The organism is Dyadobacter sp. HNCC25DJ186 (genome assembly GCF_056895235.1).
The window spans coordinates 1,029,172-1,044,521 of the sequence record NZ_JBXHAS010000001.1; the positions used below are offsets into that span (position 1 = coordinate 1,029,172).

Annotated in this window: 13 protein-coding genes; 8 read left to right on the forward strand and 5 right to left on the reverse strand. The window is 41.2% G+C overall.

What is annotated here, in order from left to right:
• Positions 1-5: 5 nt before the first annotated feature.
• Together AC1XUO_RS04420 and AC1XUO_RS04425 are read right to left on the reverse strand one after the other, a co-directional pair.
• Positions 6-1,295: a hemolysin family protein gene (locus AC1XUO_RS04420; RefSeq protein ID WP_483328542.1), complete on the reverse strand. Its 1,290-nt coding sequence runs from the start codon at positions 1,293-1,295 to the stop codon at positions 6-8.
• Positions 1,296-1,445: 150 nt separating this feature from the next.
• Positions 1,446-1,691: a DUF1456 family protein gene (locus AC1XUO_RS04425; protein WP_235148368.1), complete on the reverse strand. Its 246-nt coding sequence runs from the start codon at positions 1,689-1,691 to the stop codon at positions 1,446-1,448.
• A gap of 158 nt (positions 1,692-1,849) precedes the next feature.
• Between AC1XUO_RS04425 and AC1XUO_RS04430 the strand changes: the two genes are divergently transcribed.
• From AC1XUO_RS04430 to AC1XUO_RS04445, 4 genes are all read left to right on the forward strand, one after another.
• Positions 1,850-3,055: a DUF763 domain-containing protein gene (locus tag AC1XUO_RS04430; RefSeq protein ID WP_483328543.1), complete on the forward strand. Its 1,206-nt coding sequence runs from the start codon at positions 1,850-1,852 to the stop codon at positions 3,053-3,055.
• A gap of 159 nt (positions 3,056-3,214) precedes the next feature.
• A complete protein-coding gene (locus tag AC1XUO_RS04435; RefSeq protein ID WP_483328544.1) occupies positions 3,215-6,631 on the forward strand; it encodes a DUF7133 domain-containing protein in 3,417 nt (1,138 codons plus the stop codon).
• 180 nt (positions 6,632-6,811) lie between these two features.
• Positions 6,812-7,849 carry a hypothetical protein gene (locus tag AC1XUO_RS04440; protein ID WP_483328545.1) on the forward strand — a complete coding sequence of 346 codons (1,038 nt, stop codon included), beginning with the start codon at positions 6,812-6,814 and terminating at the stop codon, positions 7,847-7,849.
• Between the two features lie 14 nt (positions 7,850-7,863).
• Positions 7,864-8,202: a DUF6984 family protein gene (locus tag AC1XUO_RS04445; protein ID WP_483328546.1), complete on the forward strand. Its 339-nt coding sequence runs from the start codon at positions 7,864-7,866 to the stop codon at positions 8,200-8,202.
• A 4-nt stretch (positions 8,203-8,206) separates the two neighbouring features.
• Here the strand turns inward: AC1XUO_RS04445 and AC1XUO_RS04450 are convergent, their stop codons facing one another.
• Positions 8,207-9,067 carry a helix-turn-helix domain-containing protein gene (locus AC1XUO_RS04450; protein ID WP_483328547.1) on the reverse strand — a complete coding sequence of 287 codons (861 nt, stop codon included), beginning with the start codon at positions 9,065-9,067 and terminating at the stop codon, positions 8,207-8,209.
• A gap of 235 nt (positions 9,068-9,302) precedes the next feature.
• On the opposite strand from AC1XUO_RS04450, the gene hxlB reads away from it, so the two are divergent.
• Both hxlB and hxlA read left to right on the forward strand, forming a co-directional pair.
• Complete coding sequence (gene hxlB / locus AC1XUO_RS04455) at positions 9,303-9,887, forward strand: 6-phospho-3-hexuloisomerase (protein WP_483328548.1); 585 nt, start codon at positions 9,303-9,305, stop codon at positions 9,885-9,887.
• A gap of 44 nt (positions 9,888-9,931) precedes the next feature.
• Complete coding sequence (gene hxlA / locus AC1XUO_RS04460) at positions 9,932-10,561, forward strand: 3-hexulose-6-phosphate synthase (RefSeq protein ID WP_483328549.1); 630 nt, start codon at positions 9,932-9,934, stop codon at positions 10,559-10,561.
• Between the two features lie 22 nt (positions 10,562-10,583).
• Here the strand turns inward: hxlA and AC1XUO_RS04465 are convergent, their stop codons facing one another.
• The gene (locus tag AC1XUO_RS04465; RefSeq protein ID WP_483328550.1) at positions 10,584-10,724 is read right to left on the reverse strand and encodes a hypothetical protein; all 141 of its coding nucleotides are present in this window, start codon (positions 10,722-10,724) and stop codon (positions 10,584-10,586) included.
• Positions 10,725-10,740: 16 nt separating this feature from the next.
• Between AC1XUO_RS04465 and AC1XUO_RS04470 the strand changes: the two genes are divergently transcribed.
• Positions 10,741-10,950: an alkylphosphonate utilization protein gene (locus AC1XUO_RS04470; RefSeq protein ID WP_483328551.1), complete on the forward strand. Its 210-nt coding sequence runs from the start codon at positions 10,741-10,743 to the stop codon at positions 10,948-10,950.
• A 100-nt stretch (positions 10,951-11,050) separates the two neighbouring features.
• Positions 11,051-12,172, forward strand: a complete 1,122-nt coding sequence (locus AC1XUO_RS04475) for an ATP-binding protein (protein WP_483328552.1) — start codon at positions 11,051-11,053, stop codon at positions 12,170-12,172.
• 16 nt (positions 12,173-12,188) lie between these two features.
• On the opposite strand, the gene AC1XUO_RS04480 is transcribed toward AC1XUO_RS04475, so the two are convergent.
• Positions 12,189-14,978, reverse strand: coding sequence for a DUF5686 and carboxypeptidase regulatory-like domain-containing protein (locus tag AC1XUO_RS04480; protein WP_483328553.1), 2,790 nt, complete (start codon positions 14,976-14,978; stop codon positions 12,189-12,191).
• Between the last annotated feature and the right edge of the window lie 372 nt (positions 14,979-15,350).

The window sequence follows — 15,350 nt, forward strand, 5'->3', positions numbered from 1 at the left end:
ATTCGTCACTCCTCTAATGCCGTGATCTGCACAAGCGTAATCATACTGCGCTGCTTTTTCATGACCATATATTCATAATCTTTCGTACGGATCTTTTCCCCTATCGATGGAATCCGGTTGAATTTTGAGATAAGAAAACCTGCCAGCGTTTCATAATCACCTTCCCTGAAAATATCTGTTGGTAAGTGTTCATTGATATCACTCAGTGAGGCCGAGCCTAAAACCAGATATTTCCCGTTTTCATTTTTAACAATTGGCGTTTCGTTATCGTATTCATCCTGAATTTCTCCAACCAGTTCTTCCAGAATGTCTTCCATCGTTACAATTCCTTCCACACCACCATATTCATTGACAATAACAGCCATTTGCTGACGACTCAGCTGAAAATCACGCAGAATCGCACCGATCGGTTTTGATTCCGGAACCATGGAAATCGGCCTTACAAGTTCAGAAAGAATAATCTCATTTCCCTTTCTCATCTTCATTAATAAATCCTTCAAATGCAAAACGCCGATGATCTGATCCATGGAGTCCTCATAAACCGGGATCCTGGAATAGCCTTCTTCAATAATTTTTTCAAGATCCGGTTCTGTAAAATCATTGATATCAACCCCGACCATTTTTGTCCGCGGTATCATTACCTGCCTGGCAATTCGCTCCGAGAAATTAAATGCATTTTTGATCAGGTCATAATCCGCGGCCTCAATCATCCCGCTTTCCTTTTGCTGCTGAACCAGATACCGAAGCTCATCGCTGCTATGCACCTCGCTGCCATGCGTCGGTGTTATACCGATTGCTCCTAAGATAAAATTGGCGATCCCATTTAAAATCCAGACAATCGGACGAAAGACCAGGAAAAATACATGAAGCGGATAAGACAAAAACAAGGTAGTAGCTTCCGGCCGCTGAATGGCAATCGACTTGGGAGCCAATTCTCCAAAAACAATATGTAACACGGTAATGATCGCAAAGGCAGCTGGTAATGCAATCTGGTGAGCCAAAACCGGATCAAGTGTGATACCGATCAGCTCCATTCCTCCGATCAGAATTTTCGAAACAACAGGTTCTCCAATCCAACCCAAACCAAGACTTGCAAGTGTGATACCAAACTGCGTGGCAGCCAGATAACCGTCGAGGTTTGCCACAATCTTTTTTGACAAAATAGCCATTTTGTTCCCGTCCTGCGCCTTTTGTTCGAGTTGTGAGGCTCTGATTTTTACAATAGCAAATTCGGCAGCAACGAAAAAACCATTAAGAAGTACAAGGACCAGGGTAATGACAACCTGAATAACCATTTTTTGCTTTTTAGGTGATTGTATTGATAAGCGTAAAAAAATAACCGGATTGATTTGTATAAATCATATCCGGTACAATCAAAGATATAAAAAATGAAATGATCAAAGCATTTTTGTTTGTCAAATGCACACTTTTAACCGATAGCCAGGCTACTCCTCGTCCCGAATTTTTCCATCAGGCGCAGGTCCGCGCATGTGAATAATTAATCCATTCAGAAAATTGCGCAATAACTGATCTCCGCATGGTTTGTAATTTTCATGTCCTTCCTTGCGGAATAATGCGCCTAGTTCACTGGCAGTTACTTTAAAATCAACTAACGCCAGAATTTGAATAATTTCATCATTTCTCAAATGAAGTGCTACACGTAACTTTTTTAGAATATCGTTGTTGGTCATATCTTCTTATTTATTACCCCAAATATTTTTTACAAATATCGTCCTTGTTTTGCTCTTGTCTTTCTTAAAATTAAAAAAACTGATTTATATGGCGTTGCAGTAGAAGAGACAACGACTCCGAGCTTTCCGATCCGAGCGATTTTGATTAACTTTCAAGTATGAAAAGTGGACATGCGGATTTGCCTTTACATTATGGAAGAGTGCCGGAATGGCTTGCCCAGCGAATGAGTTTGCTGGGAGGAGCAATCGTGGAATCTGTTGTGATTGAGTATGGGCGTGATGTTTTGCTGCAAAAATTGAGTGACCCTTTCTGGTTTCAATCGTTGGGATGTGTTTTGGGTATGGACTGGCACTCATCGGGCATTACCACTTCGGTCATGGGTGCTTTGAAACGATCGGTCAATAAAAAATCTGCTGATTTAGGGATATACATTTGCGGCGGACGAGGTAAACAATCGCTGCAGACGCCTGCTGAATTACTGGCCATTGCTAATAAAACCGGGCTTGATGGAAATCTTCTGGTTCGTAACAGCCGCCTTTCTGCAAAAGTTGACAATACTGCCATTCAGGATGGTTTTCAGCTGTATCTCCATTCATTCGTCGTTTCAAAAGAGGGAAATTGGGCGGTTGTGCAACAGGGAATGAATACGAATGAAAAAATGGCGCGGCGATATCACTGGCACTCGCCAGGTATCAAGTCGTTTATTGAAGAGCCTCATACATTTATTTACGGTCAAAATCAGGGACAAATACTAAACCTGACGGACAAAGCTGCCGCTCCTACCCGATCCGGAATTCTGGAACTTACTTTGGAGAATCCAGATAAAATGATGCGGGAGGTCAGAAAATTAATTATGCCTGAACATCACGATGTCCGTGCGGAAGATGTAAATTTGAAAAGACTTGGTGCTGTGCTTGCGCTCGCGCAAGATAATCCGGTACCAGATATGGAATCACTTCTTTTGCTGGAAGGCGTTGGTCCGAGGACGATCCAGTCGCTAACACTTGTCAGCGAAATTATTCATGGAACGCCTTCCCGTTTTTCCGATCCTGCCCGGTTTTCTTTCGCGCACGGAGGAAAAGACGGCCATCCTTTTCCTGTCCCGATAACTATTTACGACGAATCAATTCAAATTCTGGATAAGGCTGTTCAAAAGTTCAGGCTTGGTGATCATGATAAATCGGATGTGTTGAAAAATTTATCAAAAGTAGCCGCCCAGCTTGAAAAAGACTTTCAACCGAATAACCGTTTTGAAGATGTTATTCAAAACGAACGGGAAAATTCCTGGAAATATGAAGGCCGGACTGTGACAGGAAAAGCAAAAAAACCAAAAGGAAACAACGGCCAGCTGAAATTGTTTTAAGTGCGTTTATTTATCTTTTTAACTCATTATTATCTCTTCCTGTACATTCTTAATTTCGATCAGTAAAAACCGGGCAATTCCGTCTCTTAATATTTTGCAAGTTACATTTAGTCTTCAACGACTAAAAAGATATTCCATACCAAACAGTAATTGAACCTGATGATCCCCAGAAACTTTTTACGAAAACCACTTCCTGTACTAGCATTTACGGCTATTGTAGTTGTTTCCTGTATGAAAATGGCTCCAACAACGTCCAAAACTTCCAGCAAAGCTTTGGTGATCCGTGAAGATGCAGCTACCGGAAAAGCAAGAGCAAAAGAAATTCGTGACAATACGGTTATCAAACTTGCCGACGGATTAAAGCTTGATTTATGGGCTTCTGATTCCCTGGCGCCGGACCCGGTTGCCATGGCGATCGATGATAAAGGACGCGTTTACCTTAACCGTACCAACAGACAGAAAAACTCCGAGTTTGATATTCGCGGACACCGTAACTGGATGACGCCTTCGATCGCGCTTCAAACGGTGGAAGATCGGCGCGCATTTTTACGCAGCACCTTTGATCCGTCAAAAAGCAAGGAAAATTCCTGGCTGAAAGATTTGAACGGTGACGGCTCCCATGACTGGAAAGATTTGACCGTTGAAAAAGATGAAGTTTGGCGCCTGGAAGATACTGACAATGATGGTATCGCAGACGTTTCCATGCGCATTCTCAGCGACTTTTTTGAAGAAGTTTCTGATGTGGCAGGCGGTTTGCTTGTTCGTGCAAATGATGTTTTTGTTGCCATCGCGCCGGATGTCTGGCGTTTGAAAGATACGAACGGAGACGGCGTTCTGGACGAAAAAACATCGATCAGCCATGGTTATGGTGTGCATATTGGTTTTGGCGGACATGGTATGTCCAATCCGATTGAAGGGCCCGATGGAAAAATTTACTGGAACATTGGGGATATTGGAGCGAATATTACTACAAAAGAAGGTGTCAATTTTAAACGTTCGAATGAAGGGATTATAGCAAGATCAAATCCTGACGGAACTGATTTTGAAATTTTTGCAGGCGGATTAAGAAATACGCATGAGTTTGTTTTCGACGAATACGGGAACCTGATCAGCTCTGATAACGACGGTGACCATCCTGGCGAAAGTGAGCGTTTGGTTCACGTTGTGGAAGGCTCTGACGCTGGCTGGCGTTCGAACTGGCAGTATGGCAAATATACTGATCCAAAAAACAACAGTTATAAAGTCTGGATGGACGAAAAACTTTATGTTCCACGCTGGGATGGTCAGGCGGCTTACATCATTCCCCCGATCCAGAATTTCCATAATGGTCCAACGGGTATGCAATACAATCCGGGAACTGCTTTGGGATCGGAGTGGAAAAATAAGTTTTTCCTTGTCGAATTTGTCGGGAACCCGGCCCGTTCGCCAATCTGGTCATTTGGTTTAAAACCGAAGGGCGCATCTTTTGTTTTGGATGGCGAAAAAAATATTCTGAACGGAATTCTGCCAACGGGTATCCGCTTCGGTCCGGATGGCGCGCTATATGTTGCTGACTGGATCAATGGCTGGGATACTAAAAACTATGGACGTGTCTGGAAACTTGATGTTACTGATGCAAAGAATGATTTGAAAGCAATAAGAGTTGAAACAAAACGCCTGATGCAGCTGGATTATACCAAACAATCCGAATCAATGCTGTACACGCTTCTTTCAAACCAGGATATGCGTATCAGGCTTAAAGCGCAGTTTGAACTTGCATCGCGTGGCGCAAAAGGCGCAGTCGAACTCAACAAAGCAATTACGTCGACCGGAAGTCAGCTGGCCCGGATCCACGGTATTTGGGGTGTTGGACAATTGGCAAGACAAGATAAAGCGTATGCAAATACTTTGATGACGCTTTTGAAAGATGCCGATCCTGAAATCATTGCACAATCAGCAAAGGTTTTGGGTGATGCCAAAATCGCTGAGGCGGGTCCGCTTTTGATTCCTCTTTTAACGAATAAAAATCCCCGCGTGAAATTCTTTGGCGCGCAGGCGTTGGGTCGTATTCAGGAAAAACAGTCGGTTACTGCGCTTCTTGATATGATTAAGGCGAACAACGATGAAGATCTGTATTTGAGACACGCAGCTGTTTTAGCTCTGTCACGGATTGGGGATGTGGAGCCGATGGTGGCTTTATCAAACAACCCGAATAAATCACTTCGTATCGCTGCGGTTCTTGTATTGCGCAGACTGAGTAGCGAAAAAGTTAGTTTGTTCCTGAATGATAAAGACGAATATATCGCTACCGAAGCGGCTCGTGCGATCAATGACGATTTGTCGATTGAACCTGCGTTACCTGCTTTGGCTGCATCGTTAAATGAAAAAAGATTTACTTCTGAACCCTTATTACGTCGTGCGATCAATGCCTCTTTAAGGGTTGGCGGGAATGAGCAGCTGGATAATCTGATCGCCTTTGCAAAGAGAAAAGATGTTAGTAAAGAGTTAAGAGCAGAAGCTTTGGCTACATTGGGAAGCTGGGCAAATCCATCGGTTTTGGATCGCGTTGATGGTCGTTACCGTGGTGTAATTAACCGAAATGCAGATGTTGTAAAATCGAAAATAAAACCTGAGATCAGCACGTTACTGCAAGATGATGACGCGGGTATTCTGATCGCCACCGGACAAATGGTAAGTGAACTTGGAATTTCAGACAACAATGCGACGCTCGCCAAAATTCTTAACGATCATAAAGATCCGAAAGTGAGAGCCGCTATGCTGACTGCTTTGCATGACCTGAAATATTCGGATATGGAAGCAGCGATGAAAAAGGGAATGAACGATTCTGATGCAGACGTTCGCACATCAGCATTGGCCCTTATGAGCAGTGTAAACATGTCAAAAGAAACACTTGCTGATATTTCAAAAGTGATTTTTGAAAAAGGGAGCGTGAAAGAACAACAGCAAATGCTGCGTGTTCTGGGCGGACTGCCCGTGGCGAAAACAGAAACAATTTTTGATGGATTAATCAGCAAAATGGCTTCCAAAGAACTGCCAAAGAATCTGGCACTGGATCTGGGGGAAGCCATCGATTCTACTAAATCAAGTACATTAATTGCTAAACTTGCGCCAATGCGTAAAACCGGCGATACCGTTGCTGACTATCAGGAAGCACTTTATGGAGGTAATGCAATGCTTGGCCGGAGATATTTCATGACCAGTTCGCAGGGAGAATGTACACGTTGTCATTCGGTTGGTGGCCAGGGCGGTGCCGTGGGACCATCGTTAACAAAAATTGGAAGCACATTGACAAGAGAACAAATTCTTCAGGCGCTTGTAGAACCAAGTGCGAGATTATCTCCCGGCTTTGGTATGGTGGTACTGACATTAAAAGACGGCCAGACAGCGGCTGGTATTTTAACTGCGGAAAATGATCATGAACTTGTTCTGAAAACGTCAGAAGCTGAGCCTTTGAAAATCCCTGTGGCAAGAATTGCGAAACGCGATAACGTTCCGTCCAGTATGCCTCCGATGGGTTCTATTATGTCCAAAAGAGAGATTCGCGATGTCGTTGAATTTTTATCAGGTTTGAAATAATTGTAACAGATTAGAAATATTGAAATGAAAATAAGCCAGCCAGGGACTTCCTGAGTTGGCTTATTTTTTTATGGTAACCAGATTTCCGAACCGGCATGATATTGATGATGAAATATTAAAAAAGGTATATTTGAAAAAAAATAGTCATGACACACTTTTAAGAAAAGCATCATCAACGAAATGGAACTGGACAAAAAAGACGCCGCTGTTATTAATAATGCAATTCAATTCTGGCAGGAATCCGGAAAAGTGACTCCCGAACTCGCTGATGAACTGCGCGGCAGCTATTCGCTGCGTAACTCGAATGTCGACACCATAACCTGGTATGCGTTCATTTCAGCGGTGTCCTGCGGATTATTGGCATTTGGCGCATTAGTAATTGACGAAAAATGGATAGAATTATTACGTACTAAATGGGGCTTTTCTGAAACCGTTGTCGGGATCGGATTTTCCCTGGTTGCCGTCGTTTTTGTTATTCTGGCAAAACGAAGAAAACTCAAATATCCAACCGCCAGAGCGAGCAATGAAACATATACCATAACCATTATTTTGAGTGTTGCCATCGCAATCGCATACTGGACCAGAAGTTTCGCTTATTTTGAAGGCAATTATGCGCGACCGCTCTTGATAGCTGCCATCGCCTATTTCATAACCGCCGCATACCTGAATTCCCAGCTTCTCTGGACGGTGATGTTACTGACTATCGCAGGTTGGTGGGGTGCTCAGACATACTACTGGACGGGTGGTTCTTATCGTTTTGCAGGCATGAATTACCCCCTAAACATGACCATTTTCGGACTTGTGATCTGGTCGCTTTCCTGGATTGTTGATAAGATTAACGCATTGAAGTCGTTCACTCCGGTAACTTATTCGATCGGTTTATTTCTCTTTCTTCTGGCTGCATGGACACTTTCTATTTTTGGGAATTATGATGATCTCGATCGATGGACGGCTATTCGACAGGGAACTTTGTGGTACTGGGCAGTCGGATATACCATTGTTTTAGGTGCACTTACAGCATACGCATTCCAGACCAAAAATGATGTTTTGAGAGACATGTGTCTGGTATTTTTCTTGTTAAATATCTACACGCGCTACTTCGAATATTTCTGGGACAGGACCAACAAAGGAATTTTCTTTGCTATACTTGCGGTCTCTTTTTGGTTCGTTGGTAAAAAAGCAGAAGAGTGGAGAAACCCGGAAAAGAAACTTGCCTGACATTGTGATTTAAAATGAGAGAAAAAAGATTAATCCGCCAGAACGAAAAGGATTTGATTGAGTTTCTACTGAAACAACTAAATCTGGATCCGAAAGATTACCCTGTCGATGAATATGTCGATGAATATGAAGATGGAAAAATGGGCAGCATAAGTCTTGGAGGTGATGTTTCTGCATACGCTGGTGATTTAATTCAGGTTGAATATGTGGATTCGGATGAAACGCCGGTTGTGATCACCCTGACGAGAGACGATAAAAATCACCTTTTAGACCTTGATTTCTGGAAGGTTGATTTTACTAAATTGCTGGAATATCCGACACCGGATAAAATTATTCTGAGACGAGAAGCATAGCCGTTCAGAATAAAGTATTAAATTTTGTCACAATATGCGCCTTGGCTTCGTTCTGGAATTGTTCGGGAGATAAGCCGGTATGCTGTTTAAAAAATCGGCTGAAATAGGGCCTGTCCGTAAAACCCAAATCATAAGCAATCTCCTTGATTGTACTTTCGCTATGAATAATCTGCCTCTTGGCTTCAAGGACGATCCGGTCATGAATCAGCTGCATTCCGGTCTTATCCAGTTTCTCTTTTAAAATCTGATTCAGCCGCTTTGAGCTGATCCCTATTTTTCCTGCATAAAAATCAGTATTTCTGACCTGCTGATAATTCATTTCAAGCAAGACCATAAACTCGTAAACACGCTTCTGATTAATATCCTGAACAGTAAAACTATGCTCCTTTATCCGTACCAGTTGCAGCAAAAAAACCTTTAAAAGTGCCTTGATGATAACGAGGCTATTGTTTTCCCGCTGATATTCCTCTTCGAGTAATTCATAAACTTTACCTAATTGTTCGGCTGTTTCATCATTGATCTGTAAACATGAAAACTCTCCCTGTATATTAAAAATCTTAAAGACATCGAGCAAAAATTCTTTTACATCATCATCCAGAATATCTCTTTTGAAGGATAATAAAATTCCATTTTTACCCGCTTTATTCAGTTGATGAACGCGGTATGGAGGAATCAGGTATATCCAGTCACCCTTCAATAATTCGTCTCCTTTCACAGTATGTAAGGCATTTTCATTTTTCAGCCAGACAATCTCAAAAAACTCCTTTCGGCTTGGATCGTTCAGGTAACTGGGTGGACAATTATCGAGGTTCCTTATATAGATGAGTGTCTTATTTAATTCTATACTTAGCTTATTTTCTTCCATTTTCCTTCAATAACATGATTACCAAAATCGCCAGACCAAGTGGTACATTCCGAATCTGGCACCAAAATTAGCAAATAATGCAATCGATTTTAAAATAATTAGCAAATAGTCCAACATGTCGCGCTGATTGTGTAACGTCTGACCTGTAACCTCCAAGTACCTTTGTGATCTTGATTTACGGGATTTTCTTGATATAGAGAATTTTTAATGATTTGAATAAATGGGAAGTGAAATAATGAGTTCAGTAATAAATATTGATTTAGCAACTGATATACAGGCGAATCTGGAAATGATTCTTCTGGAAAATCAAAAACTTACGAGTCAGATAAATTTCAGTCAGATTGCAGAAATAGTCCCTTTTATCCAGAATGCAGATCGCATCTTTGTCGTCGGAGCGGGAAGAACCGGCCTAGCTTTAAAAGCGGCTGCAATGCGGCTTATGCATCTCGGGTTTACCGTTTTTGTTGTTGGGGAAACAACAACGCCAGCAATCAGAAAAGGTGATTTGTTAATTGCTGGCTCAGGTACCGGAACGACCAGCAGTATCGTCAAAGCCGCGGAGAAATCTGTATCTGCTGAAGCGAAAGTGATCTCGATCTCTACCACAAAAGAGTCTCCGCTGGCGGCGTTGTCCAACCATGTTGCGATACTTCCCGCCGCACAAAAGCAGGACCACGGTGCGACAATTTCAAAACAATACGCAGGAAGTTTATTCGAACAATCGGTTTTGCTGCTTACCGATGCAATCATCCAGACATTATGGAAGCTGGATGGAACGCCCGCAGAAGAACTTTGGAAAAGACATGCGAACCTGGAATAGAATTAATTGAATACCAGTATTTTACATTATAAATAATCACAATCATGGCAAAATTACAAGTCGCAATAGACTTATTGACAACAGAAGACGCAATCGCATTGGCAACAAAAGTTGCTCCTTATGTTGATATTATTGAATTGGGAACTCCTCTTATTAAAAGTGAAGGACTGGCTGTGATCACAGCAATGAAAAAAGCCTTTCCTGACAAACTTGTTTTTGCAGATTTCAAAACAGCTGATGCCGGCGAACTGGAAGCAGACATGGCATTTGGTGCAGGCGCAGATTTGATAACTATTTTAGGGGCAACAGGAGATGCAACCATTATTGGTGCTATAAAATCAGCAAAAAAACATGGAAAAGGAGTTGTTGTGGATACAATTGGTGTTTTAGATCGTGTAAAACGCGCTCAGGAAGTCATTGCTTTAGGAGCAGAATTCGTTGAATTACACGCCGGTCTTGACGAGCAAGCACAACCTGGTTATTCTATTCAGGTTTTAATCGACGAAGCATCCCGGGCAGGTGTTCCGGTATCAATTGCCGGTGGTGTGAAATTAAGTAACATTGCAGCCGTGAAAGCATCGGGTGCAAAAGTTGCCGTAGCAGGTGCTGCCATCTATGGCGCCGCTGATCCGGCAGCTGCAGCGAAAGCGCTTCGCGAAGCGTTGGATGCCTAATTAAATTTCAATCGACTTTATCTTATTGGCTGTTCTCAGAAATGGGAGCAGCTTTTTTGTGTTGAATAATATGACTTTCATCAGTTTTCGTTAACCTCAAATCGCTTGGCCAAGCATTTTTGAGCCTTTTTCCTACCTTTGCCGCAAGTTGAAAATTATTCATAAGTAAAAGTTAATTCATGGAAGTTAAAGATGGTAACGGAACGCTCCTCTCGGAAGGAGATTCGGTAAAACTGATAAAGGATCTTAAAGTAAGAGGTTCCTCAACAACTCTGAAGAGAGGAACCGTGGTAAAAAATATTCGTCTCACTGACGATGCCGAGGAAATCGAGGGTAAAGTGGACAGAACGGTTATGGTTCTGAAAACGATGTTTATTCAAAAAATGTAACCAAAGGAGTTAACTTTTTGGGAATGGATTCCTAAAAAGTCATAACTTTTTAGGAATGGATTCCCAAAAAGTTCTATATTTGGACTAGAATAGTCCTGATATGATTCAAAGATCTCTCGAGCAAACGATTCAGTCCAAGCTTCGTGATGGCAAGGCCATTATACTTTTAGGCGCAAGACAAGTTGGCAAAACTACCCTTTTGCACAAAGTATTTGATCGTGCAGAAGACACGATGTGGTTAAACGGCGATGAACCGGATGTGCAGGCTCTATTTGAAAATATAACTTCTTCACGTCTCAAAAATATTTTCGGTAACAATAAAAATATTATTATCGATGAAGCCCAACGAATATCAGACATTGGACTGAAATTAAAATTGATTACCGACAATATTAAGAATGTTCAACTTGTTGCTACCGGAAGTTCTGCTTTTGAACTTGCAAATAAAATAAACGAGCCTCTTACCGGCCGCAAATGGGAATACAAAATGTTCCCTATTTCTTTTGAAGAGATGGTTAATCACCATGGGCTTATGGAAGAAAAACGCCTTCTACCTCAAAGGCTTATTTATGGATATTACCCTGATATTGTCAATAATCCGGGTTCTGAAAAAGATATTCTCAAACAACTGACTGATAGCTATCTGTATAAAGATATTTTAACATGGGAAAATATACAAAAGCCTGATAAATTGTTGAGATTGCTAAAAGCACTGGCTTTTCAGGTTGGATCACAAGTCTCTTTTAATGAATTAGGGCAAATTTGTGGACTCGACAATAAGACTATTGAAAAATATGTAAACTTACTCGAACAAGTTTTCGTAATTTTTAGACTTGGCACTTTTAATAGAAATTTGCGTAACGAATTAAAAAACAGCCGAAAAATCTACTTCTATGATAACGGAATCAGAAATGCGCTAATTGCTAATTTTAGCCCACCTGAAATCCGAGATGACATTGGCGCCTTATGGGAAAATTTCATCATATCTGAACGTGTTAAATTTATCAATTATCACGGAATCTGGACTAACAACTATTATTGGAGAACCAAGCAGCAAACCGAGATAGATTATCTCGAAGACACTGATGGTAGACTATATGCATACGAGTTCAAATGGAATCCAAATGCAAAAGTTTCCATTTCAAAAACATTCACAGACGCATATCCTCAAAGTGCGTTTAAAGTTATTCATCGGGACAATTTCGAAGAATTTATTTTATAACACTAAATTCTAGTTTCTACTTTTTCCCAAAAGAAAAATTCATCGTCGTTCCAATCCGGAAGACGGTATTTTTATACTTAAATCCTTCAAAGCTGTTTGCTACTTCTACGCGAAAAGGAAATCGGATTCCGACGTCGAGGGCATAGCCAAGTTCTCCGTAATTATTTGAGTCAGGTGTTGCAAGATAGTGCGCGAAGAAGTTTTCCTTAATTCCCATAATCCGGAACCAGGTAATTTGCGTCAACAAAAATTTACGAAGTTCAGCCAATGCATGTGCCTCGACGAACCTTTTGGCAGTGCTATAACGGTAATAATCAAGCATCCGGAAAGTCCCGACCGGATCGCCGTACTGGAAAAAAAACCGATTTCCTGCAAAATGCTGATAGTCTGGAAACTGAACAGCATTATCATTCAAAAAGGCTCCCGCGGCTATTTTATAACTTAATTTGCTACGAATTCCGGTATCAAATCCATGGGATATCCCTACCTGAACAAAGTCAAAATCGACATCGCTTCCAAACGCATTATTAATTCCCTTGCGATAGGCCGCGGAAATTTTCGGAGAATCATCCTCATAAAATGTTGTCTCGCCTTTTTTGGTCCTGTATTTCTGCCATGGCTTATAATAAGCCGACAACCCTATTGTCAGTGCCTGATGCGCCTGCATTTCAAAAGATGACGTTCCAGATTCATCCGATAATTCTTCATTATATGGAATATTGGAAGTAAAAGTTCTTTTCTTCCAATCGATCCAGCGGTAAGGATTGGTATTATTTCTGTTTTGAAGGGCACTTCGGTCGGCATACTCGACATTGGCTCTCAACTCAAAATGGTCATTTTTTTGGTCCGTTTTAAAGTCCAGCCGAACAAAGTTTTTTTCATAAATTTTAATAAAATTCTGTTCTAAAAATAACGTAGTCAAACTATTCAGGATCGGGTGCATAGGGTTTTCCGGATTAAACTGGGACACTGTTCTGCCCCCCGAAAGATTTATAACATTTCTTTTCCAGTTATAGTCAACCCCACCCGTCGCAAACAATTTTTCTCTGGCAAACGAATAACGCGTCAGCCCGCTGAAAGTCCAGCTTCCCTGATCCCGGTATGTCACTCTTTTGATACCATTGTTAGAAATATTCAACTGATCTGAATTTTCCTTTTGCTCACCTTTTTTATATTTTAGTTTAAAACCTCCGCCATTCAGTACCCAGCCTTCCACCGTATTCATTTGCAAACCGTATAGCGGACTCACATATTCCAGTCGCCAGGGACTTTTTTTTCCCAGCCGGAAAGTATGTCCGGTGAGCAAATCTTCGAAAAAGTTTGAACCCCCGTTTTTCTTTCCTGTCGTATCCGATTTCGAAACTCTCAGACTATCACGTTGCGCCTGCGTACCCTCATTGATAATGACCAAACTATCCAGACGCGTATAACTTTTAACCTCTGCAACTGTCAACGGAACCGTACGAATAGAATCCCAAAAAGCCATACTTCGCACGTTGGCCAGTGAATCCACCGAAGTTGAATCATTTCGGGTAAAGTTCAGATCAATATCTTCTCCTTTTTCTTCCTTCTTTTTAAGGTCCTGTTTCTCATATTCCTTCATGAGCTTTTTGAGGTTTTTCGCTGAAAACTCCTTCTGCTTGCTCACAACCTCGTCCAGTTTCTGACTCTTTATCTCACGGCTCGACAAGCCAATTTTCCTAGCTTCTTCTTTTTCCTTTTTCCCATCGACAACGGTAATGTCAGCCTGAAAAGCGGGATTGATTTTTAATTTTGAAAAAGTTTGCGAGATCACCAGATCACCTTTTCCTTTGATACCATAAATACCGCCATTGACGTGAAACTGCTGGTTAATGGGCATCCAGACACCTTGAACCGGGCTGTATACTTGTTTTATTTCAATATTAAAACCGGTATTAACTGTTTGAAGATTCAGGCTGTAAATACTCCATAGATTTTCAGTAATGTAGATCGTCCCCTTGTAAACACCTTCTCCATAAGACCTCGGCGTAACTTTTATTTTATTTATCTCAACACCATTTTCAATGAAACTGCCCTGGTATTCAAATTTGTAATAAGTAAACGCACGCGGTGACAAAGGCGAAACAGCTTTTACCACTTCGGGTTGATAAAAACTAGTTAGAAAATACTGATCCGCACTTGCAAAATTTTTATCCTGACTATTTCGTGCTGCGATCACCCGCTGTTTGTAATTATTGGGCTGTCGAAAAGTGACTTCAGAAACAATTTCATTTAGAATAGGAACACCTTTTTTGAAATTAGTTTCCTTCTCCATTTCTTTTAATTCCTTTTTATATAAAAACTCCAAAGGAAGATCCGTAATGACAAATGAGGATTTCGAGTAAGCTTTGGCCGTATAACTTTCAACCTGCAAAAAATGATACCGGCTCTTAGCAATCGCTCTCCTCATAATCGTATACGCGGGATCTTCACCTTTATTTCCAATTCTGACCTCACCCAGATTATAAGCCTGTTCTTCCATTGTCAGATCGAAAGTTTCCATTTTGTTTTCAATGGTAATTGCTTTTAAGCCAGTCTTAAATCCCAGGTATTGGAAAATAACTTCATAATATCCCGGTTTCAGGTCAAGCTGATATTTTCCCTCTTCGTTTGAAATAGTTCCGATCTCAGTTCCTTTCACAACAATTGCTGCAAAAGGAAGCGGCTCTCCTTTCTGGGTTTTAATAATTCCCTTTAATCCCGTAGAAATATTTCCGGTCTGTGCAAAGCTTGTTGCAGTGAGCAACAGGATAAGTATAACAATCAGAGTAGAACGGTGACGCATATATGTTTAGGATTTTCATGGCTATATCCGAGATGGGATTTTCGGACGAATGGTTGCTTGCAGTGAAAATAACTATAAAATTTCCCGCTCCAAAACTTCCGCCAGATCATTTTCGGTAAAGGGTTTGTCAGGCAGATCATTCACGTTCCACAAGTCCTCAATTTCTGTAATCAGCCTGATTGCCTTTGTCTGGCTATTGTTTACCTTAGAAGACTATTTGAACAGCTTTCAACGATTCAGGGACTCGTTTTCTACATTTTCCGAAAATCTGTGAAAATTAATGAAACTGTTTCGATCCGCGGGATGTACTTATCAGTAAACGGAATCGGCGATTACTACAAGCAATAAGCTGATATTTTTCCGTCGCCCTCT

Excerpts from the sequence above, each read along its gene's own strand:
- hxlB (WP_483328548.1), top strand. The coding sequence starts at position 9,303 with ATGAGTTCAGTAATAAATATTGATTTAGCAACTGATATACAGGCGAAT.
- AC1XUO_RS04475 (WP_483328552.1), top strand. The coding sequence starts at position 11,051 with ATGATTCAAAGATCTCTCGAGCAAACGATTCAGTCCAAGCTTCGTGAT.
- AC1XUO_RS04440 (WP_483328545.1), top strand. The coding sequence starts at position 6,812 with ATGGAACTGGACAAAAAAGACGCCGCTGTTATTAATAATGCAATTCAA.
- AC1XUO_RS04435 (WP_483328544.1), top strand. The coding sequence starts at position 3,215 with ATGATCCCCAGAAACTTTTTACGAAAACCACTTCCTGTACTAGCATTT.
- AC1XUO_RS04420 (WP_483328542.1), bottom strand. The coding sequence starts at position 1,295 with ATGGTTATTCAGGTTGTCATTACCCTGGTCCTTGTACTTCTTAATGGT.
- AC1XUO_RS04430 (WP_483328543.1), top strand. The coding sequence starts at position 1,850 with ATGAAAAGTGGACATGCGGATTTGCCTTTACATTATGGAAGAGTGCCG.
- AC1XUO_RS04465 (WP_483328550.1), bottom strand. The coding sequence starts at position 10,724 with ATGAATAATTTTCAACTTGCGGCAAAGGTAGGAAAAAGGCTCAAAAAT.
- AC1XUO_RS04480 (WP_483328553.1), bottom strand. The coding sequence starts at position 14,978 with ATGCGTCACCGTTCTACTCTGATTGTTATACTTATCCTGTTGCTCACT.
- AC1XUO_RS04470 (WP_483328551.1), top strand. The coding sequence starts at position 10,741 with ATGGAAGTTAAAGATGGTAACGGAACGCTCCTCTCGGAAGGAGATTCG.
- AC1XUO_RS04445 (WP_483328546.1), top strand. The coding sequence starts at position 7,864 with ATGAGAGAAAAAAGATTAATCCGCCAGAACGAAAAGGATTTGATTGAG.
- hxlA (WP_483328549.1), top strand. The coding sequence starts at position 9,932 with ATGGCAAAATTACAAGTCGCAATAGACTTATTGACAACAGAAGACGCA.
- AC1XUO_RS04450 (WP_483328547.1), bottom strand. The coding sequence starts at position 9,067 with ATGGAAGAAAATAAGCTAAGTATAGAATTAAATAAGACACTCATCTAT.
- AC1XUO_RS04425 (WP_235148368.1), bottom strand. The coding sequence starts at position 1,691 with ATGACCAACAACGATATTCTAAAAAAGTTACGTGTAGCACTTCATTTG.